Origin of the sequence: Pseudorhodoferax sp. Leaf265, from assembly GCF_001422365.1 — a bacterium.
Taxonomy (GTDB): domain Bacteria; phylum Pseudomonadota; class Gammaproteobacteria; order Burkholderiales; family Burkholderiaceae_C; genus Pseudorhodoferax.
This window is the reverse complement of sequence record NZ_LMMT01000006.1, coordinates 1-20683: the sequence shown is the minus strand read 5'-3', so window position 1 is coordinate 20683 and position 20683 is coordinate 1. Positions and strand designations below refer to the sequence as shown.

General features: G+C 62.1%; 17 protein-coding genes and 1 pseudogene. 1 reads left to right on the top strand and 17 read right to left on the bottom strand.

The features are described 5' to 3' along the window. Window positions 1-3: 3 nt before the first annotated feature. The 6 genes from ASF45_RS07905 to ASF45_RS07880 all read right to left on the bottom strand — a co-directional run bounded on the left by ASF45_RS07905 (window position 4) and on the right by ASF45_RS07880 (window position 6728). Complete coding sequence (locus ASF45_RS07905; protein WP_056659659.1) at window positions 4-1203, bottom strand: cytochrome P450; 1200 nt, start codon at window positions 1201-1203, stop codon at window positions 4-6. A 30-nt stretch (window positions 1204-1233) separates the two neighbouring features. Further along, a complete protein-coding gene (locus ASF45_RS07900) occupies window positions 1234-2751 on the bottom strand; it encodes an aldehyde dehydrogenase (RefSeq protein ID WP_056659657.1) in 1518 nt (505 codons plus the stop codon). Beyond that, a complete protein-coding gene (locus tag ASF45_RS07895; protein ID WP_063887604.1) occupies window positions 2748-4055 on the bottom strand; it encodes an NAD(P)/FAD-dependent oxidoreductase in 1308 nt (435 codons plus the stop codon). The genes ASF45_RS07900 and ASF45_RS07895 overlap by 4 nt, the downstream gene beginning before the upstream one ends. Further along, window positions 4052-4375 (bottom strand): 2Fe-2S iron-sulfur cluster-binding protein, encoded by a 324-nt coding sequence (locus ASF45_RS07890; protein ID WP_056659654.1) that lies wholly within the window; start codon window positions 4373-4375, stop codon window positions 4052-4054. The genes ASF45_RS07895 and ASF45_RS07890 overlap by 4 nt, the downstream gene beginning before the upstream one ends. Window positions 4376-4525: 150 nt before the next feature. After that, complete coding sequence (locus tag ASF45_RS07885) at window positions 4526-5731, bottom strand: PrpF domain-containing protein (RefSeq protein ID WP_056659652.1); 1206 nt, start codon at window positions 5729-5731, stop codon at window positions 4526-4528. A gap of 10 nt (window positions 5732-5741) precedes the next feature. Beyond that, window positions 5742-6728 carry a tripartite tricarboxylate transporter substrate binding protein gene (locus ASF45_RS07880; RefSeq protein ID WP_082550879.1) on the bottom strand — a complete coding sequence of 329 codons (987 nt, stop codon included), beginning with the start codon at window positions 6726-6728 and terminating at the stop codon, window positions 5742-5744. A 109-nt stretch (window positions 6729-6837) separates the two neighbouring features. Here ASF45_RS07880 and ASF45_RS07875 point away from each other — a divergent pair, with 109 nt between their 5' ends. Then, window positions 6838-7776: a LysR family transcriptional regulator gene (locus tag ASF45_RS07875; RefSeq protein ID WP_056659648.1), complete on the top strand. Its 939-nt coding sequence runs from the start codon at window positions 6838-6840 to the stop codon at window positions 7774-7776. 11 nt (window positions 7777-7787) lie between these two features. Here ASF45_RS07875 and ASF45_RS07870 read toward each other — a convergent pair whose 3' ends face one another. From ASF45_RS07870 to ASF45_RS35080, 11 genes and pseudogenes are all read right to left on the bottom strand, one after another. Continuing rightward, window positions 7788-8924, bottom strand: a complete 1137-nt coding sequence (locus ASF45_RS07870) for a CaiB/BaiF CoA-transferase family protein (RefSeq protein WP_056659646.1) — start codon at window positions 8922-8924, stop codon at window positions 7788-7790. Further along, entirely contained in the window at window positions 8921-10027 is a 1107-nt protein-coding gene (locus ASF45_RS07865; protein WP_082550878.1) for a CoA transferase, read from the bottom strand. The genes ASF45_RS07870 and ASF45_RS07865 overlap by 4 nt, the downstream gene beginning before the upstream one ends. Continuing rightward, entirely contained in the window at window positions 10024-10788 is a 765-nt protein-coding gene (locus ASF45_RS07860) for an enoyl-CoA hydratase/isomerase family protein (RefSeq protein WP_082550877.1), read from the bottom strand. Before ASF45_RS07860 ends, ASF45_RS07865 begins: the two co-directional genes overlap by 4 nt. Then, the gene (locus ASF45_RS07855) at window positions 10785-11219 is read right to left on the bottom strand and encodes a Zn-ribbon domain-containing OB-fold protein (protein ID WP_056659640.1); all 435 of its coding nucleotides are present in this window, start codon (window positions 11217-11219) and stop codon (window positions 10785-10787) included. The genes ASF45_RS07860 and ASF45_RS07855 overlap by 4 nt, the downstream gene beginning before the upstream one ends. Window positions 11220-11223: 4 nt before the next feature. Continuing rightward, window positions 11224-12339 (bottom strand): thiolase family protein, encoded by a 1116-nt coding sequence (locus ASF45_RS07850; protein WP_056659638.1) that lies wholly within the window; start codon window positions 12337-12339, stop codon window positions 11224-11226. A gap of 699 nt (window positions 12340-13038) precedes the next feature. After that, window positions 13039-13431, bottom strand: a complete 393-nt coding sequence (locus ASF45_RS07845; protein ID WP_056659636.1) for an ATP-binding cassette domain-containing protein — start codon at window positions 13429-13431, stop codon at window positions 13039-13041. Then, entirely contained in the window at window positions 13432-15003 is a 1572-nt protein-coding gene (locus tag ASF45_RS07840) for a methyl-accepting chemotaxis protein (RefSeq protein ID WP_056659634.1), read from the bottom strand. A 704-nt stretch (window positions 15004-15707) separates the two neighbouring features. Continuing rightward, a complete protein-coding gene (locus ASF45_RS34300; protein WP_082550876.1) occupies window positions 15708-16679 on the bottom strand; it encodes a tripartite tricarboxylate transporter substrate binding protein in 972 nt (323 codons plus the stop codon). A gap of 296 nt (window positions 16680-16975) precedes the next feature. Beyond that, window positions 16976-18328 (bottom strand): sigma-54 dependent transcriptional regulator, encoded by a 1353-nt coding sequence (locus tag ASF45_RS07835; protein ID WP_056659946.1) that lies wholly within the window; start codon window positions 18326-18328, stop codon window positions 16976-16978. Beyond that, on the bottom strand, window positions 18321-20195 hold the full coding sequence (locus ASF45_RS34295) for an ATP-binding protein (protein WP_162243970.1): 1875 nt from the start codon (window positions 20193-20195) through the stop codon (window positions 18321-18323). Before ASF45_RS34295 ends, ASF45_RS07835 begins: the two co-directional genes overlap by 8 nt. 355 nt (window positions 20196-20550) lie before the next feature. Further along, window positions 20551-20683: pseudogene (locus ASF45_RS35080) on the bottom strand (IS3 family transposase); the annotation flags it as partial.

The window sequence follows — 20683 nt, the reverse complement described above, 5'->3', positions numbered from 1 at the left end:
GGCTCAGGCCACCGCCAACGGCAGCGAAAGCAACTGGTTGATCATGGTGTTGCGGCCACGCTTAGGCTCGCCGTCGGGCCGCAGGAGAACGCCGCGCCGGTGCATCTCCTCAAACAGGATGCGCAGTTCCAGCTTCGCGAGAGGTGCGCCCAGGCAGGCATGGCAACCGCCGCCAAAAGCTACATGGTTGTTCTTCGGACGCCCCGGGTTGAAGCGGTGCGGCTCCTCGAAAACCTCAGAGTCCCGATTCGCCGATACGAAGTACAGCTGCATCACGTCGCCCTCGCGGATGTTCGTCCCGGCGAACTCCAGGTCCCGCGTAGCAACCCGCACCATGTTCATGGCCGGCGTGATGTAGCGCAGAAACTCATCGATCAGTGCTTCGGTCGTGCCGGACGCTACCGCATCATTGACCATCCGCTCAATCGCCTCATCTTCCGAAATCATCCGCATCGCCTGCGCCATCGCGGTATGCGTGGTCTCGAAACCGGCCAGCAGGAGCACGCTCGTGAACGAGCGGTACTCCCCCTCGCTCAACTCTCCGCGTTCGTGCGATTGCGCGAGCGCCGTGGCCATGTCATCTGCCGGTGTGCGCAACTTGGCGGCGCGCAATGCCCACATGTAGTCGCGGATCGGGTTGTTCACCGTCCAGAATGTCTTTCCGCCGTCGGGCACCTGCATTGCGGCAAAGATGTCGAACGTCCACTTCACCACTCGCAGTTCCTCATCGCGCGGAACGCCGATGACCCTGGCCATGACGCGGGAGGGAATCATCGCCGCCACTTCCGATACGAAGTCACCGCCGCCCTTGGCTATGTAGGCGTCCAGCGCCTCCGCCACGATCGGCCTGACCCACCCGTCGAAGTTGGCAACCACCCGGGGCCCAAAGGTCTTCGCCACGCCCCTGCGCAGCTCGCCGTGCTTGGGCGGATCGTTCCACAGAATGTTCTCAGGATTCTTCCCCGGCAGCGGAAAGTAGGGCCCGTAATTGGACGTGAAGGTTGCCGGATCGCTCTCGATCGCGGCGATGTCTTTGGCCCTCGTAACGGCCCAGAAGCCGCCACGGAGAGTGCCACGCTCGGCGGGCTGCCAATAGAGGCCGGGCATGCCCCGAAGCATGTCGAAAGCTTCGTGCGGAACGCCGCCAACGAAGGTGTCCTGGCTGGCCAGGTCCGGGATCTCTGTTGCGGCCAGTGCGCTCATACTTGTCTCCTTTTTGCGGTGGAAGGCGCCTCAACGGCGGCCGAAGGTCTGGCGATTGCCAAGGTCGACCCAGATCGACTTGGTCTCGGTGTACTCGTCAAGGGCATGGGAGCCCAGCTCGCGGCCCAGGCCGCTTTGCTTGAAGCCGCCGAAGGGCATCGTGTGGTGGACCATGCGGTACGTGTTGACCCACACCGTTCCGGCACGCAGCCGGCGCGCCATCCGATGAGCCCGAGCCGAATCGCGCGTCCACACTGCAGCCGCAAGCCCGAAGTCCACGTCATTGGCAAGAGCCAGCGCTTCTGCCTCGTCTTTGAAGCGCATCACCGCCACAACGGGCCCAAACACCTCCTCCTGTGCCAGGCACGAGCTGTTGTCAACGTCGGAGAACACGGTGGGACGAACGAAGAACCCGCGCCGGGTGGTTGGGCCTTCGTCGCGTACGCCACCAGCCAGCAGCCGCGCGCCCTCGGACTTGCCGATACCGATGTACTCAAGCACCTTGTTCAGTTGCGCACTGCAAGCCAGGGGGCCGACCTCGGTCGTCGGATCGAGGGGGTCGCCGAGCCGCAGGGACTCGGCAGCGGTGGCGAGACGGCGGGTGAACTCTTCGTAGATGCCGTCTTCCACCAGTAGCCGCGAGCCGCCCATGCACGTCTGGCCGGTTGCCGCAAAGATCCCCGCCATAGCGCCGTGCACAGCGTTGTCGATGTCGGCATCGGCAAATACGATGTTCGGCGACTTCCCGCCAAGCTCTAGCGTTACGCGTCCGATGCGATCCGCAGCAGCCCTCAGCATCGAACGACCGCCCTGGGTCGAACCCGTGAAAGCAATCTTGTCCACGCCAGGGTGTGCCACGAGTGCGGCTCCGGCCGTCCGACCATAGCCGGTGACCACGTTCACTACTCCCGCTGGAAAACCTGCCTGCATGCAGAGCTCTGCCAGACGCAAAGTCGAGGTAGGCGTGACTTCGGACGGCTTGATGACCAATGTGCAACCGGCACCCAATGCCGGGAACAGCTTCCAGGCGAGCAGACCCAAGGGCGTATTCCAAGGCGTGATAGCCGCAACGACGCCCAGCGGCTCTCGCACGGTGCTGGTGCTCATGTTCGGAAAGCCGGTATCGACGGTCTCGCCGCGCAGGTTCTCCACCAGCCCGGCAACATAGCGGGCATGGGCTCCCAGCGCGAAAGTTCCACGACTCATCTCTCCGAGCAGCTTGCCGTTTTCTTGGATCTGAATCCTTGCGAGCTCGTCGGCGTTCTGTTCAATGAGGTCACCCAGGCGACGCAGCAACGCGGCCCGTTGCCCTGGCGGTGTCATCGGCCAGCCCCCAGTATCGAACGCCCGACGGGCCGCGCCCACGGCCCGTTCCACGTCCACGGCTTGCGCCGAGGGGACGCAGCCCCATTCTCGGTTTTCGTAGGGATCGACACAGCGGAAGGTCTCGCCACTTTGCGCAGACACCCACTCGCCGTCAATCAGCATTCGGTAATCGCGATCCGTGCTGGGGTCGAATCGAGTGGAGGCCTGGGAATTTTTGCTCATACGGATACCGGAGTGGACTTGGAACTGGGTAGGACTTTCGATTTCGCACAAGTAGCGCTGGTCACTAAGTGGTTCAGTGGCACAGAAGTGTCGGCCAGCTTCCACGCAGGGACACTAACGGCACCGCCGACGAGCCTACGAGCGGCAGCAAAATCCCGCGGGCTCGACACGACGTCGGCAGCAATCAGGGTGCCGGCCTTGAGGTACCACACGCTGAAACTGCTGTCAGTCTGTGGGTCGCCGCGCACCACTCGTTCGCAATCCGGCGTGTACAAGCCCACGCTTTGCAGCCGCGCATCGAACTGATTCGACCAAAACCAAGGCGCCGCACGGACCGGTAGTGGCTTTCCGGTAAGCGCAGCTGCTGCGATACGTGCCTGCTGCAAGGCGTTGTCTACTGACTCGATTCGGCGCATCGCTTGGTCCGCGCCATACGGCTGCCGTGCACAGTCCCCGATGGCCAGGACGCGGTCATCACTGGTGCGGCATGCAACGTCCACGAGGACGCCTTCTGCCACGGCGAGACCAGCCCTCTCGGCCAGCTCCGTCCGCGGCTGCTGTCCGATTCCCACCAGAAGGACGTCGCACGCGACGCGCCCCCCATCGGCAAGCGTGGCGGCCGTCACATGCCCGCCTGCTCCGAACTCGAACGATGCAATCTGAACCGCCAGTCGGATTTCGATGCCATGCGATTCATGCAGGCGGAGGTAGAAGTCCGACACCGGCTCGGAGGTAACGCGGGCGAGCAAGCGCGACTGCGCTTCGAGCACCGTGACCTGAAGCCCCAGCTGGCGCGCAGCCGCAGCGGCCTCTAGGCCGATGTAGCCACCGCCCACGATCACCAGCTTGGAGCTGGTCCGTAGGTTCTTCTTGAGAGCTGTCGCATCAGCCAGAGTCTTGAGGTAGTGAACGTTCGGTGCACGCTCGATGTCGCTGCCGGCAAGACGCCGCGGCTGCCCACCAGTCGCGAGGACAACCGCGTCGTACGAGAGTTCACGCCCGCCTCGCAGTCGGACTTTCCTCCTCCCGCAGTCTAGGGCGTCCACCGTGCCCGCGAGGACTTCGATGCGCTGCTCGAGATACACATTGCCTGGGCGAATTGCCAAGTCGACTTCCGTTGTTGCGCCGAGAAGAAAGGCCTTCGAGAGCGGCGGTCTCGCATAGGGCAAGCCCTTCTCTTCGTGAACGAGCGTAAGCATGCCGTCGTATCCGCAGGCGCGCAGTTCGGTTGCGACTTCGGTGCCGGCATGGCCAGCGCCTATCACCACGACGGCACCGTGCTCTGGAACTTGCAAGGCACTCATTTCTGCGAGCGAGGGACGTGGACAACGAGCCCATCGTGTGCCGGCGTGAGGCGCAACTGACATGCGAGCCGACTGGATGCCGAGGGCGTCTCCGCCGTGCACTCAAGCATCTCCTCCTCGTCGGGCGAGAGAACGGGCATCGTTGCTAGCCATTGCTCGTCCACCATCACATGGCAGGTGGCGCACGAGAGCTCGCCACCGCAGTCTGCGACGATGCCGGGTAAGCCATGGCGGCGTGCGACCTGCATGACCGATTCGCCTTCGAGGCCTTGCACGGTCTTGCGGTCGCCCGAGGCTTGCACGAAGGTCATCGCAACCATACGGACGATCCTGCGTACTTGGCGGGTTCCTGGTGGTTCATGGATATGTCTCCTGCCGGTTCAACATTGAATGACCGTGATGCTGAGGCCCCACATCAACAGCGTCCAATAGAAAGATGCGAGGCCTCAGATACTGGTTCGGCATGACCCCTACGCAGGCTCATCGCGCAGCATCGGTTCGGGCAACCAGGGCAGCCGGTCCATCGCTGTGTAGACCTGTCCGTCTGCGATCCTGCGGGCCGTTCGGATGAACGCCGCACGGCGCACCAGGGGATCGGCTCCATCCTGGTTTTCGATCATGGCAGCGATGTCGATCACCCCACAGGGATGCCCGATCCGGACCGTGCCACTCGCGTGCGCATCCGCGCTGACAAGCTCGTGTGCCACGCTTCCTTCCAGCATGGCCGCAACGCCCAGGCAGGCGCTTCCCGTGCCAGGATAGGCCTTGTGCACATTGCCCCCTCTCGCGTAGAGACGTGCGCCGATGTCGCACTCATGCGCCTCGTGTTGTTCGCGCGTTGCATGATCGCGCCAAGGAAGCGGGGCGCTGACGAGGGCAAGCCAGGGCGCCGAAGGCGGTTGTCGGGTGGCCGACTCGATGTTCTTCGCCACGCCGGCGAGTAGTGCAGCTTCCAGCCGCACTCGCTCGCACAGCTGCATCAGTTCACGGTTTGCCTGCATCGCGAGCGGGTCTTCGGTGCCCGCCATGCCCAGAGCCTCGGCGCGGACATAGCAGACGAGGTTCGCGAGATCGACGATCGAGACCTGGATCTCTTTCCCATCCACGACCAGTCGATCTCGGATTCGCCCCGTCGGAAGCAGCCGCCCTGTTGCACCTCCCACAAGCTCCCTGAAATCCAAACGCACGGGCGCACCGGTTCCAGGTACACCGTCGATGCGCTGCGAGCCCAGGACGCGTGCTTTGCCGGTCTCGTCGACCTCCACGTCCGCGTGGATGATCTGGCCCATGTTGGTGGCATGGATACGCACCGAGGTTATCGGTGCACGGGGGGCGACAATCCCCTCGTCGATGGCGAACGGCCCGATGGCCGCGGCGATGTTGCCGCAGTTGATGTCTTGCGTGACAGTGGCCCTATCGGGTACGACTTGCAAGAACGTGTAGTCGACGTCCGCGTCGGGTCGTGTGGGCGGACCCACGATCGCGAACTTGCTCGTAAGCGGGTCCGCGCCGCCGACGCCGTCAATTTGGCGACGATCGGGAGACCCCATTACAGCGAGCACCCAAGCGTTTAGGTCCGAGTCGCTTCGTATCGGCGGCAGATCTGAGCGCTTCACGAGGACTGCCTTGCTGGTGCCGCCCCGGTAGTAGGCATATGCGGTTGCGAGCTGTTCCATCACGCCCCTCTCATTCCATGCGCAGCTTGTTCGTGACGATCAGCCCCTGCCAGCGGCGCCCCTCGCGATCTAGCCGTTCGGTATAGTCTTGCGACGTGTGTTGCGACGCGATCTCCACACCGGTGGCAGCCATACGCGCGCGAAGGGCGTCATCCGCCCACACTTTGGCGAGGGCGGTGTGGAGTTTTTGGATGACGTCCGGCGGCACGCCGCTGGGCACTGCCAGTCCAACGTGCATCTCCGCGTCGAAGGCGGCGAACCCTGCTTCCGCAAACGTAGGTACGTCGGGCAGAGCAGCAATGCGCTTGTCGTTGGCGACCGCGAGTACCCGCAGGTCGCCAGAGCGGATGTGCGGCAGGTAAGTACTGAGCGCGGCGAACGCGACCTCGGTGTCGCGTCTCACGAGCGAGGTTGCCATAGGCGAACCTCCGGCATACGGGACGTGGACCATCTGCGCATCGTTCTGAGCCATGAACATCTCAGCAGCTAGGTGATAGGCGGTTCCCGCGCCGGCCGACGCGTAGTTCACGACGCCAGGCCGAGCTTTCAGATAGGCCACGAGTTCACGCACCGTTCGCACCGGCAACTTAGCGTTGACGATCAAGCCGAGTGGGAACCGGGCCAGTACGCCGACGGGTGCGAGATCCTTGCGTGGGTCGTAGCTGAGGTCCTTGCGCAGCAAGGCCGCCGTGGCCATGTTGAACTCGGTGCTCATGAGCACCGTGTACCCATCGGGCGGTGCGTGCGCAACCAGATTGGCCGCGAGCGTCGAGCCTCCGCCTGGGCGGTTCTCCAGCACGAAAGGCTGGCCAAGGCTCCGAGCCATGATCTCGCCCGCGCTCCGGCCGATGAAGTCCGCGATGCCACCCGCGGACGTGGGCACCACAAGTTTGATCGGGCGGACGGGGTAGGACTGTGCTCGCGCGACACGCGCCAACACAGCGGCGCCCATAGCAACGAGGATTTTGCGTCGATTCCACATGGTCTTTGTCTCCATTTCAAGTACTCGACGCTGTTGTGAAGCGCCGCAATTTGGATAGGCTCACCGGATACTTGCTGCTTAGAATCCATGCCTAGCGCGACCAAGTTTCGCAAGGAGGCTCGAGGTGGACATCAAGCAGCTGCGCGCATTCCTGGCCATCGCCGACACCGGAAGCATCACCCGCGCCTCCGAAACGTTGCATCTGGTCCAGCCCGCGCTGTCGCGTCAGCTGCGCATGCTCGAGGACGAACTGGGCACCACGCTGTTCGAGCGCACTCCGCGCGGCATGGACGTCACTGATGCCGGTGCGCGCCTGATCGACCGGGCGCGGCGCGCTCTGCGGGAGATCGATGGCGCACGCACGGACATCCTCGCGGCCAGTCCGGGTGCGCTCCGCGGCACGGTGGAGTTGGGACTCCTTACGAGCCACAGCGAGATGATCGCTGCCCCGCTGGTAGCCGCCCTGCGGGCCAGCCACCCGGACCTGTTGTTGCGCATATTCACGGGCTATTCGGACCGGCTGCGCGAGTGGCTGGAATCGGGCGACGTCGGCCTCGCCATGTTGACCAACTACAAGCAGTCGAGCCAGTTGGACATGCAACCGCTCTTTGCGGAGCAGCTGTGCCTGGTTGGTGGCCCTGCTTTGCATGACCATGGGCGCGCGCCCATTGGGCTGCAACGCCTGGTGAGCCTGCCCTTGATCCTGCCGACCTTCTACCGTGGGCTGCGCCTGATCCTCGACCACGCGAGCGAGGCCCAAGGCGTCAAGCTCAACGTCGTCGCCGAAACGAACGACACACGGGTGCAGAAGGAGATGTTGCACTTGAACCTCGGCTACGCAGTGCTCCCCATCAACATCGTTGCCGCGGAGGCGGCGAGCGGGCAACTGAAGTTGACGCCGCTTGCCAGCGAGGAGTTGCAGCGTCGCACTGGAATCGCGGTGTCGATGATGCGCCGCAATTCCTTGGCTGTTCGCGCGGTTGCTAATCAGCTGAACACGCTCGCCCACACCCTGATCCAAGATGGCCGCTGGGTGGGTGCCACCTGGATAGGTGAAGGCTGACTCCGCCAGGATCAGGCGCTTGCGCATTCGATCACGCCGTCCTTGCGTAGAGCCGCGATCTCCTGCTGCGTGTAACCGCCGAGCTCCTGCAAGACTCGCGCGGTGTCCTGTCCGATCGAAGGCGCGGGCCGCGTCAGTTGCATCGGCTCATCCTCGAACTGGAACGGAAAGCCCTTGGCAAGAGAGCCATCAGGCAGGTTCCCGATGGCATCACACCAGGAGATGCCCCGCCCCTGGGCGGCCGCGCTCCCGTCCCGCACGCGCGCAGCGGCAATGCACAGCGCAGCCAGTGCTTTGACGGCCTCAGCGGCCGTGCGAGTGACCATCCACCGCGCTAAGCCCTCCTCGACTCGCCCGACCTCCGATTCGGCTACTAGTCCGGCCAGTAAAGGAAGCTGCCGCTGCTCCACGCTGACCGCAACCCATGCCTGGTCACTGGAAACATAGCAGTTCTGAAGCGCGTAGAGCGGATCCGCGTTACCCCGGGGCTGGCCAGAAGCGCCCTGCACGAAGCGCTCACCGAGCAGGAAGCTCGTCAGCTCCCGCTGGGACAAGTCCAGATGCACTCCTGCGCCGTGCTGGGCTGCGTGCCAGGCCGTAACGACCATGCCGGTTGCGAAGATCGCAACGACTTGGTCGGGATAGTTCAAGTCGCGACCGCTCACCGTCGGCTTTCCGCCCGGGTACCCTGTTTCTGCCGCAAGACCCGACATTGCTTCGAGCGTCGTGCCGAACGATACGCGGTTGGCGTCGGGACCGAACTCGCCATGGCTGGACAGCGAGGCCAGGATGATGGACGGCCGCACCGCGCGCAGTTGCGGGTAGTCGATGCCTAGCGTGGCCAGCACGCCCCGTCGGAAGTTTTCTACGACCACGTCCGAACCGGCAACCAGGCGCATGAATACCGCCCTGCCCTCGGGCCGCTTGATGTCGATGCCGATTCCCGCCTTGTTGCGATTGGTGAAACGGAAGAATGGTGAATCGTCGCCGCCGCCTGGCCCGCTCCAGCGACGGAACGGATCGTGGTAGCCCGGTGATTCCACCTTGATCACTTCCGCACCGAGGTCGGCAAGCATGGCTGAGGTCGCCGCGCCTGCGGTGATGATGCCCAGGTCCAGGACCCTGCAACCTGATAGAGGACCGGTCATGCCGTAGTCTCCTCTTCCTGTGCGCTGCGCGCCGGAACTCTCCCCGGCGCGAACAGCTCGCCGTTCCAGAGAACCGGAAGGCGTGGCAGGGACACGCTACCTGCATCCGACGCGACGGAGCCCACGAACCGACGCATGCGATAGTGCGGATCGTCCGCCAGTTCCCCAGCGCTTTGCACGACTCCCAGCGGCAATCGGTGTCGCGCGGCAAGAGCGTTCACCTCTTTTCGTGTCAATGTGGCTAGTGAGGCGTCGAACAGCGCTGCGAGTTCGGACCCGTGCGAAGCGCGGCCTGCAGGGGTATCGAACCGAGGGTGTTGCAGGCGCGGATCGCCCAGTGTGTCGCGCAAGGTCTCCCACTCATGAGGCTGGTAAACCACCGCCACCCAGCCGTCTGCACATCGCACAACCGGCCAACTCATCGCTTGGCCGGAGCGCGTGGCAGCCGTCTGACCAATCAAGACGGTTGCCAGGTTCTTCCAGTTCAGCCATAGGGCTGCTTCCAGAAGGCTGACCCGAACGACCGGCACCGGGTGTCCCCGCCGGCAGAACGCCGCCACCATGCCGGTGTAGGCCGCCAGCCCGGCGGAATACGCCACTTGGTGACCGGCAAGACGCAGGGGCTCGCGCCCTGCATCGCCAACCAGATCCAGCAAGCCGCTCTCGGCTTCGACGGTGAACTCGCTCACCGCCGGCTCATGTGCATGCTGGCGGGGCAGCATGTCTACTTGGACGACAGCGCGCGGGGCGTCGGCAGCCAGCCTCTGGCCGAGCGCATCTGCCGCGGCGCTGCGCAGCCAAGCATCCCCGAGCAAAGCGTTCGCGCCGCCAGCGGTTTCACGCGCGAGCGTCGAGGTCGCGTCGACCGAGACGCCCGTCGCAATTTTTTTTCCTGCACAAAGAAACGAGTGAAGCGCCGACATCTCTTGGTCAGCAGCGTTTGTGTCCGGCGGCGCGGCCTCACCGGTTGCTTGCAAGCAGATGACCTGCGCTCCGAGATCTGCAGCGATTCGACCCGCGAAAGCCGCAGCGAGCCGCACCCCCCAACTGCTGCGCGGCGAAACGGCCTCAAGCACAACACGGCCCTGGAGCGGCTTCATCATGCTTTGCCTTTGAAAGCTGCGATCCCTTCGGCCTGAACGGTCGTGCGAGCCCGAATCCCGACGTTGAGAGCCATCGCAAACTCGAAAGCCGGTTCCATCTCGGCGATTCGCTTTGGGATCATCTCGAGCGCACGCTTGCTCTCTGAAAGAGCAATGGCGTCATGCCGGGCAATCCGTCGCGCCAGAGCGTCCGCAGAGTCCTCAAGTTCAGCCAACGGTACGCTCTGGTTCACAAGCCCCCACTGAGCAGCCGTGCGGCCGTCGATGCGATCGGCAGTGAGCACCATCCAGGCTGCGCGCTTCGGCGCCAGCATCATCTGTGTGGATGGCCCGGCCATCGCGGGATACATGCCAAAGCCGAGTTCAGGCATCCCAATCGGCGCTTCGTCCGCCGCGATGGCGAGGTCGCACACGTTGATCAGCGACACCCCGCCGCCTAGCGCATAGCCTCCGACGGCTGCAATGAAAACAGCAGGGTGCCGGCGGATCGCCAGCAACACCTCCACCCACTCCCGCGGAGCGACCTCCCGTTCGCGTGGTGTGGCGGATGCGACTTCCTTCAGGTCCACTCCGCTGCAGAAATTGCCGTCCCGCCCTGTGATGACCAGGACCTTGTACGCGCCGCGCGCCTTTTCGAGGCATTGGAGCAGACCCCTACGGGCCGCGCCGTTCATGGCATTGCGCTGGGCCGGGCGGTTCAGCCGTAGGAGTCCGTAGTCGCCACGGTCTTCCAGCAGGACAGGTTCCTGCGAAGTGTTCATCGAGCGTCCTCCCGCACAGGCTCGAACACCGGGATCGAAACCTGCTCGTTGGCGTCGCGAAACGTCACGCGAACGCGTTGGCCGATGCGGATGTCATCGTTTTCCATGCCGACCAGGTTGGTGAAGATGAACGGCCCTTCGTCCAGACGGACCATCGCCACGTTGTACGGCAGGTCGTCAGCGAAGCCAGCGTAGTATTTTTGATGGAAAACCACCCATGACGTGACGGTTCCAAAGCCGGAGAGCTCCACCCATTCCCATTCCCTGGAGAGGGTGCGCGGCACCACGGGCGAAGGCGGAAACCAAAATTCACCCTTCGCCTTGTCGCGCTGCATCAGCAGCCGATGGTCGCGGCACGCATTCCAAAAGGGCCTGTTCCAGACGTCGACGACGGGAAGCGGCTTGGAGTAGGGAGTCGATGTTTCGCTCATGGACTCAATTCCTGAAGATGATGGAAGTGGCGCAATTGGTCGCGCAGATGTACTGCAAGGCCTTGCAGTCCGGAATCTGACGCTCGCCAGCGCTGCCGCGCAATTGGCGTACGGCTTCGGCGATCAATGCCCAGCCCTGCATGTACGACTCCGACAGGTGGCCGCCGCTGGTGTTGGTGGGCCAGCGGCCGCGCCCGAGTTCAAGCATGCCGTCGCGCACAAATGCACCTGCCTCGCCGCGCTCGCAGAAACCCATGCCCTCGAGCGCGAACAACACGGTGGGCGTGAAGTTGTCGTAGATCATCAGACCGTTCAGTTCGTCCCTCGAGATCCCCGCCCTGGCATGCACCTCGCGGGAAACCTCCTGCAAGGCAGGGTGCCACAGGTCTGGATGAAAGGTGGAGCTGTTGTCGTAGGTGTCGCGACGGGCATAGCCGCTTACGAACACTGGCCTACGCCGCAGATCGCGCGCCCGCTCGGGCGTTGTCATGATCCAGGCCACGCCGCCGTCATTGATAAGGCAGTAGTCATTCAGTCGCAGCGGATCCGCGATGAAGCGACCTGATTGGTGCTGCTCAACGGTCAGCGGCTCGCGCATGACGGCGTCCGGGTTCAGCATGGCGTGCTTGCGGAACGCGACCGCCACATGGGCCAGGTCTTCGGATCGTGAGCCGTAGCGGTTCATGTGATGGCGCCACATCATTGCGTGCAGCGCGCCCGGAGAGGTCATGCCCCAGGGCGACCAGGAAGCGTCGCCGCCGCCATAGTTCATGCGTTGCGAGCGTCCGTTGTTGCCATACACCAGAGCTACGTACTTGGCCTCGCCGCACGCGAGCGCGTTGGCTGCCAACTCTAGCGAGATCGAGGCAAAGCGGCCATGCACAGGCGTCTGCATGGTGAAGCGCGGATTGAGTCCTGCTACTTCGGCGAAGCGCTCGAACGATGGGATGCGGCTGACGATCAGCCCGTCGATCTGTTCCGGCTTCAAGCCGGCGTCATCGACGGCACGCTGGAGCGCATCCGCGCCCAGCCCATAAGCATCCGATTCGGGGAAGGATCCATAGGCCGTCGTTCCGACACCGACGACACAGGCTCTATCGCGAAGCGACCAGTCTGACATTTGACTCCTCTCAGGTTGGACGCCGGATGGCGTACAGGAGAATCGTGGCTTAAGGCCTTTTCGCAGTCCAATAGAAAGGTTTGAGGAGCGGCATAACAGGACGGAATAGGGGCTCCGCAACCTTGATTCGTCACACTCAGTAGGCAAGCGCACGCTGGATGAGGAGGCAGTTCGAACGGCAGAAAGCGACTCGTCCTGTGCATGGGCAAACTTAGGTTGCTACTCGTAAGCACCACTGCAAGGCCGCCATCCTCCAGAAGCCCGGTCGACGTGAAGTGTGTTTGCGACCGCACAACCGGCTGTTCGCTGGCAGCTAGCGCCGCTTATCGGGCTGATGCCAAGGCAAGCCCCTGCACCCCGCCCGGCGCCAGGAGCTTGACCCCTACGATGCTCAAGGACCTGTTCGACCGGCTGCACCGGCTGCCTGTGCAATCATCCTCCGCACCGCGGACCGGCTGGAATCTAGCGGCTCGTCTGACCAATCCTACGGCGTCGAGATGCCTTGACCAAACCTGCCCCTTGGCCAGACCCGACACACATGAGCCTGGGATGTGACGCCGTCAGCGTGTTTTGTACTCCGACGCGGAACCAACCACACTGTCGCCGATCGCATCGGCAAACGGCTGTCAGTGTGTGGTCGCTGGCCGCTCACCTTCTACCAACGCCGGACGCTGGCCGTTTGCATTTCCAGGCAGCAGACTACGCCCCCAGGTAGGCCCGCTGCACGGCCGCGCTGTCGGTGCCGACCACGCGGCCCTGCTCCAGCATGTAACCGCGCGACGAGAGCTGCAGGCTGCGCCTGGCGTTCTGCTCCACCAGCAGCACGGCCACCCGGGCGTCGCGCACGCGTTCGAGCGACTTGAACAGCTCGGACACCATCAGCGGCGACAGGCCCAGCGAAGGCTCGTCCAGCAGCAGCACCTCGGGGCTGGACATCAGCGCGCGGCCGATGGCCACCATCTGCTGCTCACCGCCGCTCATGGTGCGCACGCTCTGCGGCAGGCGCTCGCGCAGGCGCGGGAACAGCTCCAGCACGCGCGCCAGGTTGCGCTGCTCGCTGGCGCGCGCCCGCCGGCGCGTTCCGACCAACACTCAAACGGCGCTCAAACGCCTCGGCTGCGAACCGGTCAACCGAAACACTGCCATTGCTTGAACGAGGTTCTGGGCCTGCGTACTCAGGCTTGCAGCAGCTGCAGCGCTCTCTTCAACCAGAGCGGCGTTCTGTTGCGTAGCGTTGTCCATCACCGTGACGGCTTGGCCGACTTGGCTGACGCCGTTGCTTTGCTCGCTGCTGGCCGAGCTGATCTCGCCGATGATGTCCGTGACCCGTTGGATCGCATCGACGATCTGCGCCATGGTCGTGCCGGCTTGGTCTACAAGCAGAGTGCCCTGCTCAACGCGCTCCACGCTCGCTGAGATGAGCGCCTTTATTTCCTTGGCCGCCTCGGCAGATCGTCCCGCCAGGTTGCGCACTTCGCTGGCCACCACGGCAAAACCACGCCCTTGCTCCCCCGCTCGAGCCGCTTCAACTGCCGCGTTCAGCGCGAGGATGTTGGTCTGGAAAGCGATGCCATCGATAACGCCGATGATGTCGACGATCTTGCGCGAGCTGTCATTGATGCCCTTCATTGTCTGGACGACCTGGCCCACCACGTCGCCGCCCCGGGACGCGACGGCGCTAGCACCCTGGGCGAGCTGGTTGGCCTGCACGGCACTGTCGGCGTTCTGCCGCACGGCAGCGCTCAATTCATCCATCGATGCGGCGGTCGTTTGCAGCGTGCTGGCCTGCTGCTCGGTCCGGTGGCTGAGATCAGAATTGCCTTGCGAGATCTGCACACTGGCGCTTGCTACGCTTTCTGCGCTGCTGCGCACGTCCGACACCACGCGGCTGAGCGAAAGCTGCATGTCCTGCAGTGCCGCCAGGAGGGGCGAAAACTCATCGCTCTCGACGTCAAGGACCTGCAGCCCCAACTCACCGTCGCGCACGCTTTCTGCAACCGCGCGCGACAAGCTCACTCGGCGCTGCAGCGTGCGTGAGATATACCAGGCAAACAGCGCGAGGCCAACGATGGTGGTCACCACCAGTGCGACCAAAACCCGGAAGGTGCTGAGGGCGTTCTCTCCGACAGTGGCCAAGTCGGCGCGAAGGGCGTCTTCTTGGAATCGCACCGAGTCCGCGAGCGCTGACAGCAGCTGATTGCGCACCGGGATCACCTCGTCCACGAGGTAAGCGAATGCCTCGGCTTTCTGGTCGTTTCGAATCAGGACGAGGTTGCGCTCGCCGACTTGCCAAAACTTCGTCACCAGTGGCGCGATGACGGAGAACCGCGCCAGTCCTTCTGCAGACGTGCTACGAGCGTACTGCGCCAGGGCCTCGTCCATGGCCTGGCGCTTGCCGCTGATGTCTGCGATCGAGGCGGATTGCTCCTGCGCACTTCGGGCGAGGATGGCATGCCGCAGTTGCAGTGATACCCTGGTGACATTCAACTCGGTCTGGGCGATGCGCTGCATCTGCGGCACGCGGATGTGCTCCATGCTGCGTGCAGAGCCGGACATCCCGTCAAGTTCCACCTTCGCGAAGACCACCACGCCGATGAGCGCAAGGCAAAGTACAGCAGCGACAAGATAAAGGCGTTGCGCAATTCCGAGTGATGCACGGTTCATAAGCACAACCTTCTGTGTTTAAAGAGTGAACATATGTACTGCGTTCGGCTCGCAGTCCCCAACGATTGAGCCGATTTGTCGCTGTGCGGCAACGGGCTTCGGACAAGCGGAACCCCGAATCGGGTGATCGGCTCACAGAGCTTCGCTGTGGCGACGTCCATCAGCGCCATGGTGCTCCTGCGTTCTGCGGCTGAGCTCCGGATAAGCCCTCATGGAGGGCCCGTTACTGCTGCAGGCACCATGCGGCGGAAGATGCAAAAACGCGCGTAGTCGGGGAGCATTGCACTCAGTCGTTGGCGCGCCTTTGCGCCGCTCAACTGGCTTCCCTGTTGCCCCGTCAACGTCTGCGCACGCATCGTCCGTCGCTTTGCGGGTGTCCGAAGTGCTGGCCGCCTCGCTTTTGAAGGGTAGATTCAAAACGGATCATGCATCGCCTGCACTTCGATGGGTAAAGAGATGACCTGCTCAACATCATCGAGCCGAATGGGGCCGCAAAGAATCCTGATGCGCGCCACCACAGAGGCGCCTTGCAAAACAAAGCCCGGACTGTGTCGGTGTGCCCGACATTCGCAAGCGCAGCCGCGTCGACCACGCTGACGCTCGCGGTCGAGCGTTGGCGCAATCCGGAGTTTTAATCGTTACAGCTCAATGCCGAACACTGCACTGCCCTATGCACCCATACGCGTTAACTTGTACGGCCGCACCTAGTCGATTGACGCGCCAGACGCTTTGGCTGCCCTGCTCCACTTACTTTGCTCCGCCTTTACAAAGCTAGCAAAATTCTCGGGGGTGTCACCGACAAACTCAGCGCCGGCCTCTTTCAACACCCGCTGGTATTCCTCTCCCTTCATTACCTTAAGAGCTTCAACATTGATTCTGGTCACGACATCATTGGGCGTCTTTGCCGGCGCGAACATCCCATACCATGCATACGTTTCCAACTCCGGCATGCCTGCTTCAGCCACTGTCGGAATATCTGGCAATTGCGGTGAGCGCTTGGCGCCCGTGACCGCAATTGCTCTGACTTTTCCGGATCGGATGTGAGGCAGTATGGCAACAGTGCTGTCGAACATCATTGGCGCATGCCCAGCTATTACGTCGGAAATAGCACCCGCTGAACCCTTGTAAGGAATATGCACCAAGTCGAGTTTGGCAGCTGTTTTGAACAGTTGTCCAGTCAGATGTTGGGGCGTGCCATTACCAGATGATGCATACTGGAAATCGCCATTTTTGGATCGAACAAGCGCGACCAACTCCTTCAAATTGCTAGCCATAACAGAAGGGTGTACAACCAGCACGAGTGGGACGCGCAGCAGGTTGGTCACCGGGACAAGATCCTTCTGCGGATCGAAGGGCATCTTCTTGTAGATGTACGGGTTGATCACGATCGGCGCGCTAGACGTGATCAGCAACGTGTGGCCGTCAGCTGGCCCGGCGGCTACAAGAGCCGAACCAATGTTCCCACCCGCTCCTCCACGGTTGTCCACGATCGTCGGCTTTCCTACCGCATCGCTCAGCCCCTTCGCCATCGGTCGAGCGACCGTGTCAGATGGGCCACCAGCGGGCCAGGGTACAACGATTGTGATCGGCTTAGTTGGCCAAGCTTGAGCCAACGCCGGCGCGCTGGCAAACATACAGGCAGCAACGAGTGCTGTGGCGCAAAGTACTTGTCTCATGGCCGTGACCTAGTGTTGCGGAGTCTTCCGCTAGTGAACTTCAACGCGCGCAGGGTTCAACGGCTGCGCGCTCGTCTTGACGAAAGTCCGATGGTGCGATGAGGCGGTCATGTGCGACTGGTCCTCTCTGCCGGCCATCAAGCAATGTCTTCTTCCTCCTCCGCAAGAACGGGACCAGCCCGCCCCAGGCCGTAAGTGGTTGATTTTCCTAGGGACCGTTGGGAAAAGGAAAAGCGATGAGCGGATCTCCGCCGACGACGGAGACTTCCTAGGCGATGATCTGCCGAACAAGAGCTTCACACATCCAGGTAGCGGGCTCTCTCAATGCCGTACCTTGACATCTTTTCATTCAGTGTCCGACGCGGAAGCTGCAGCAGGGCCATGGTCGCGGCAATGCTGCCGCCACTTTTCTCTAGTGCCTGTTCGATCAAGCGCCGCTCGAACGATTCGACTTGATCTGCCAAGGACTGCGCCTCGATTGCGACTGGGACACTTTGCATCACCGGCAATGTGCATATTCCGAGCGCGTAGCGCTCCGCCGCGTTACGCAGTTCTCTTACGTTGCCTGGCCACATGTGAGCCGCAAGCGCCCGCTCGGTCGCCCCATCTAGCGGCCGGACAATGCGCTCATGGGCACGTGCTGCATTGGACGCGAAGTGTTCAAACAGCAACAACACGTCATCCCCTCGTTCGCGTAGCGGCGGAATTTTCAACTCTGAGACGCCTAGGCGGTAGTAGAGATCAGCCCGAAATCTTCCCTCCTTGCTTGCTGTTTGGAGGTCTACTTTGCTGGCTGCCACACTGCGCACGTCGGCCGGCGATGCACTGTTGCTGCCGAGCCTTTCTACCGAGCGATCTTCAAGAACGCGTAGTAGCTTTGCCTGCAGGTGCAGTGGCATTGCCTCGACCTCATCGAGAAACAGCGTGCCACGATGTGCGTGCTCGAGCCGCCCCAAACGGCGCTTCGTCGCCCCCGTGAAAGCACCCAGTTCGTAGCCGAACAGCTCGCTTTCGAACATCGTCTCGGGTATTGCTGCGCAATTCAGCGCGACGAGCCGTGCCTCGCGCCGCGGGGAAACGTCATGTAGGCATCGAGCCACCAATTCCTTCCCAGAACCAGTTTCGCCGTATACGATCACATTAACGCTTGTGCCAGCGAGCTCAAGGATCGAATCGCGAAGACGTTGAACGGCCGGCGAGGTGCCTAGAATCAAACCCTCTATGCCTCGCGATTCATACTGTGCTTGTAGCCGCCGGTTCTCCAAGGTAAGCCGCCGTTTCTCGCACGCCCGCGTAATGGCGTCCACTAGGCGTTCAGGATCGAAGGGCTTCTCGACAAAATCATATGCGCCACACTGCATGGCATCAACCGCCATGGAGATGTCTCCGTGGCCTGTGATAAGGATCACAGGGAGGTCGGGATCCTGTGCTAGCGCAAATCGAAGGACGTCCATTCCATCCATGTCCGGCATTTTCACATCGCACACCAGCACACCTCTGAAGCGATGATCGATCTGTGAAAGGGCCGATGTCGCATGCTCGAACGTGGCGACATCAAAGTTGGCAAGTTGCAACCATTGCGACAATGACTCGCGGACAGCTGGGTCGTCGTCTACGACGAGCACCGAGACGGCAGAGCGCTCAGACATCACGATCTCCGTCACTTTCCGCAGCGCTAAAATTCAAAGCGGGCAGGGTAATTGTGAAAGTAGTGCCGCTTTCGCGATTGCTCTCAACCTCGATGGTGCCACCGAACGCCGTGATGATCGACCGCGACAGCGACAGACCCAAGCCGAGACCTTTGCCGACAGGTTTGGTCGTCGCGAAAGGTGTGAACAGTTGGGGAGTAAATCGGGGATCAATCCCTGTGCCAGAGTCGTTGACATGCAGGGCCCAAAACTGTCCGCGCCGTTCGGTGCGAATCAGCAACTCCCGACGCGGACACCCGGCCATCGCGTCGAATGCATTGCCAACCAAGTTCAGGACCACTTGCTCGAGTCGAATGGCTTCTGCAGCTACTGTTGCGCTTCCATTTACGTCGTTGAGCACAGTGATACGTTCACGGCGAATACGGGTTTCAACGAGGCGAAGCACGCGGTAAACGGCGTCCTGCAACGATACCGGGTCGCTGCTGAAATTGCTGCGGCGCGCAAAAACCTTCAGGTGATGCGTGGTGGCCGAAATACGCGAGACCAATTCACCGACGCGTTCGAAACTTGATCGCACATCGTCCAGTTTCCCCCGATCTAGCAGCACGCGTGCGCTTGCCACATAGGTCTGCAGAGCGGCCAATGGTTGATTGATCTCGTGCGCGATGGCCGCTGAGAGTTGGCCCACAGCCGCGAGCTTACCCGCCTGAACCAATTCGTCTTGCTTGTGCTCTAGCTCCAAAGCGGCGCGACGTCGCTCGGCGCTTTCCTCCACCAGCCGAACGTTGGAGGAGTTCAACTCGACGGTGCGCTCTGCGACGAGTTTTTCGAGACTCGCATGAATCTCTTTTTGAAGTCTGGAGGCCCGTCGCCGCTGTTGCAGGGCCAGCACACTGATCGCACACATCAGTGCGGCCACCAGTGCAGCCATGGCCCCGGCCGACTCGTGACGACGTACACGAGCAAAGTCGGACAAGTAATGCAACGTCCAGCCGAACTCTGGCATCGAAAGGCTCTGGTGAATCATGGGTTTCTCTCGGCCTTGGCTGAATATCCTAATCCGCCGCGCCGAGTCCGCCGAAGCTAGGTCAGCAGGCCCGAAAGGTTCGATGGAAGAGTCGCCGTACTGACGGTGTGAGTTCATCCGCTCGCGGACTTCAGGTGCCAGAGACCTGATGGCACGGTACTTCCACTGCGCATGACTCGAAAGAAATACAACGCCAAAGGCGTCGGTAAGCATGACTCCTTCGGCAGCAAAAATCCAATCCGCTTCCAATCGTGTGAAGTCAAGTTTTGCAACAACGACGCCGGGACGAGTGACATGATTTAATGCTTTGCTCGCTAAGAAGTAGCCGGCCATACCGGTAGTAACGCCCACGCCGTAGAATCTTCCGACCCCGGTGGTTAAGGCGTCATCAAAGTAGGGACGAAACGCATAGGAGTTCCCGACAAAACTCCCACGATCCTGCCAGTTGCTGGCCGCTATCGTCGTGCCAGACGCGTCAAGCACGTACAGATCGGCAGAACCTGCCTCGCGGTTTATCCACTCCAGAAGGCGATTGACGCGGTCTTGCAATGACCGATCCGATGGCTTATCGAGCAATCCGATGACGTCAGGGTGCCGTGCAAGGATCACGGGCAGATAGTCGTGACGGCGAACCGCGTTGCGCAAACTGCTCGCGTAGAGCGCCATGCGTTGTTCACCCACCGATTCCATCTCTACAATTGCTCGCTGTCCCATGAACTTCGCTGCTGCCGAGGTGGCAAGGGCTACGAATAACAAGAACGGCAGCACCGTCCTGAATGCGTAGCCCCACGGGATGGCTTGTCCCAGCTTCCTCACGGCAAATATGATCCGATCTAGCATGATCGGGGTCGTTGATGGCCGACGGCGACGGCCGCCCGGAGGCTTGAACTTTGACTTAGTAGCAGTTTGGCCATGGAAGAATCTGGCTCCCGTCGAGGTGACCGTTACGAATGTGATTGTGCGACAAGCAGACGTGTACCCGTGCTTAGCTGAGCAAGTCAGCGAAGTCGGCACCGGAGGCATCTAGCACCAACTTCCGGTCGTGTTCCCTAGCTTCAGCTTGCGCGCTCAGTGTCGGTGAGTTAACTGCCATCCGTACCTTGCTGTGGCAGCCGATGAAGCTAAGTGCGGGTGTCAAACGAACGGAATTGGATTGATCAACTGATGTTGCCCCCGTATTCCCGGCCCCGCCCCATTCACGATAAAGCGCCCGGGCAGACCCTGCGGCTTGCTGCCGCCTGAACTCCCGAGGCGAACGCATTTTCAGCGACGAGTGCGGATGCACTTCGTTGAAGTGCGCGAAGGCCGCTGGCAGTTGCGCGAGCACC

Bases quoted from the DNA above. Each gene is read 5' to 3' on its own strand.
- ASF45_RS34295 (WP_162243970.1), bottom strand. From the start codon at position 20,195: ATGCTAGATCGGATCATATTTGCCGTGAGGAAGCTGGGACAAGCCATC.
- ASF45_RS07905 (WP_056659659.1), bottom strand. From the start codon at position 1,203: ATGAGCGCACTGGCCGCAACAGAGATCCCGGACCTGGCCAGCCAGGAC.
- ASF45_RS07860 (WP_082550877.1), bottom strand. From the start codon at position 10,788: ATGAACACTTCGCAGGAACCTGTCCTGCTGGAAGACCGTGGCGACTAC.
- ASF45_RS07835 (WP_056659946.1), bottom strand. From the start codon at position 18,328: ATGTCTGAGCGCTCTGCCGTCTCGGTGCTCGTCGTAGACGACGACCCA.
- ASF45_RS07885 (WP_056659652.1), bottom strand. From the start codon at position 5,731: ATGGAACAGCTCGCAACCGCATATGCCTACTACCGGGGCGGCACCAGC.
- ASF45_RS07855 (WP_056659640.1), bottom strand. From the start codon at position 11,219: ATGAGCGAAACATCGACTCCCTACTCCAAGCCGCTTCCCGTCGTCGAC.
- ASF45_RS07895 (WP_063887604.1), bottom strand. From the start codon at position 4,055: ATGAGTGCCTTGCAAGTTCCAGAGCACGGTGCCGTCGTGGTGATAGGC.
- ASF45_RS07870 (WP_056659646.1), bottom strand. From the start codon at position 8,924: ATGACCGGTCCTCTATCAGGTTGCAGGGTCCTGGACCTGGGCATCATC.
- ASF45_RS07890 (WP_056659654.1), bottom strand. From the start codon at position 4,375: ATGGTTGCGATGACCTTCGTGCAAGCCTCGGGCGACCGCAAGACCGTG.
- ASF45_RS34300 (WP_082550876.1), bottom strand. From the start codon at position 16,679: ATGAGACAAGTACTTTGCGCCACAGCACTCGTTGCTGCCTGTATGTTT.
- ASF45_RS07900 (WP_056659657.1), bottom strand. From the start codon at position 2,751: ATGAGCAAAAATTCCCAGGCCTCCACTCGATTCGACCCCAGCACGGAT.
- ASF45_RS07840 (WP_056659634.1), bottom strand. From the start codon at position 15,003: ATGAACCGTGCATCACTCGGAATTGCGCAACGCCTTTATCTTGTCGCT.
- ASF45_RS07880 (WP_082550879.1), bottom strand. From the start codon at position 6,728: ATGGAGACAAAGACCATGTGGAATCGACGCAAAATCCTCGTTGCTATG.
- ASF45_RS07865 (WP_082550878.1), bottom strand. From the start codon at position 10,027: ATGATGAAGCCGCTCCAGGGCCGTGTTGTGCTTGAGGCCGTTTCGCCG.
- ASF45_RS07850 (WP_056659638.1), bottom strand. From the start codon at position 12,339: ATGTCAGACTGGTCGCTTCGCGATAGAGCCTGTGTCGTCGGTGTCGGA.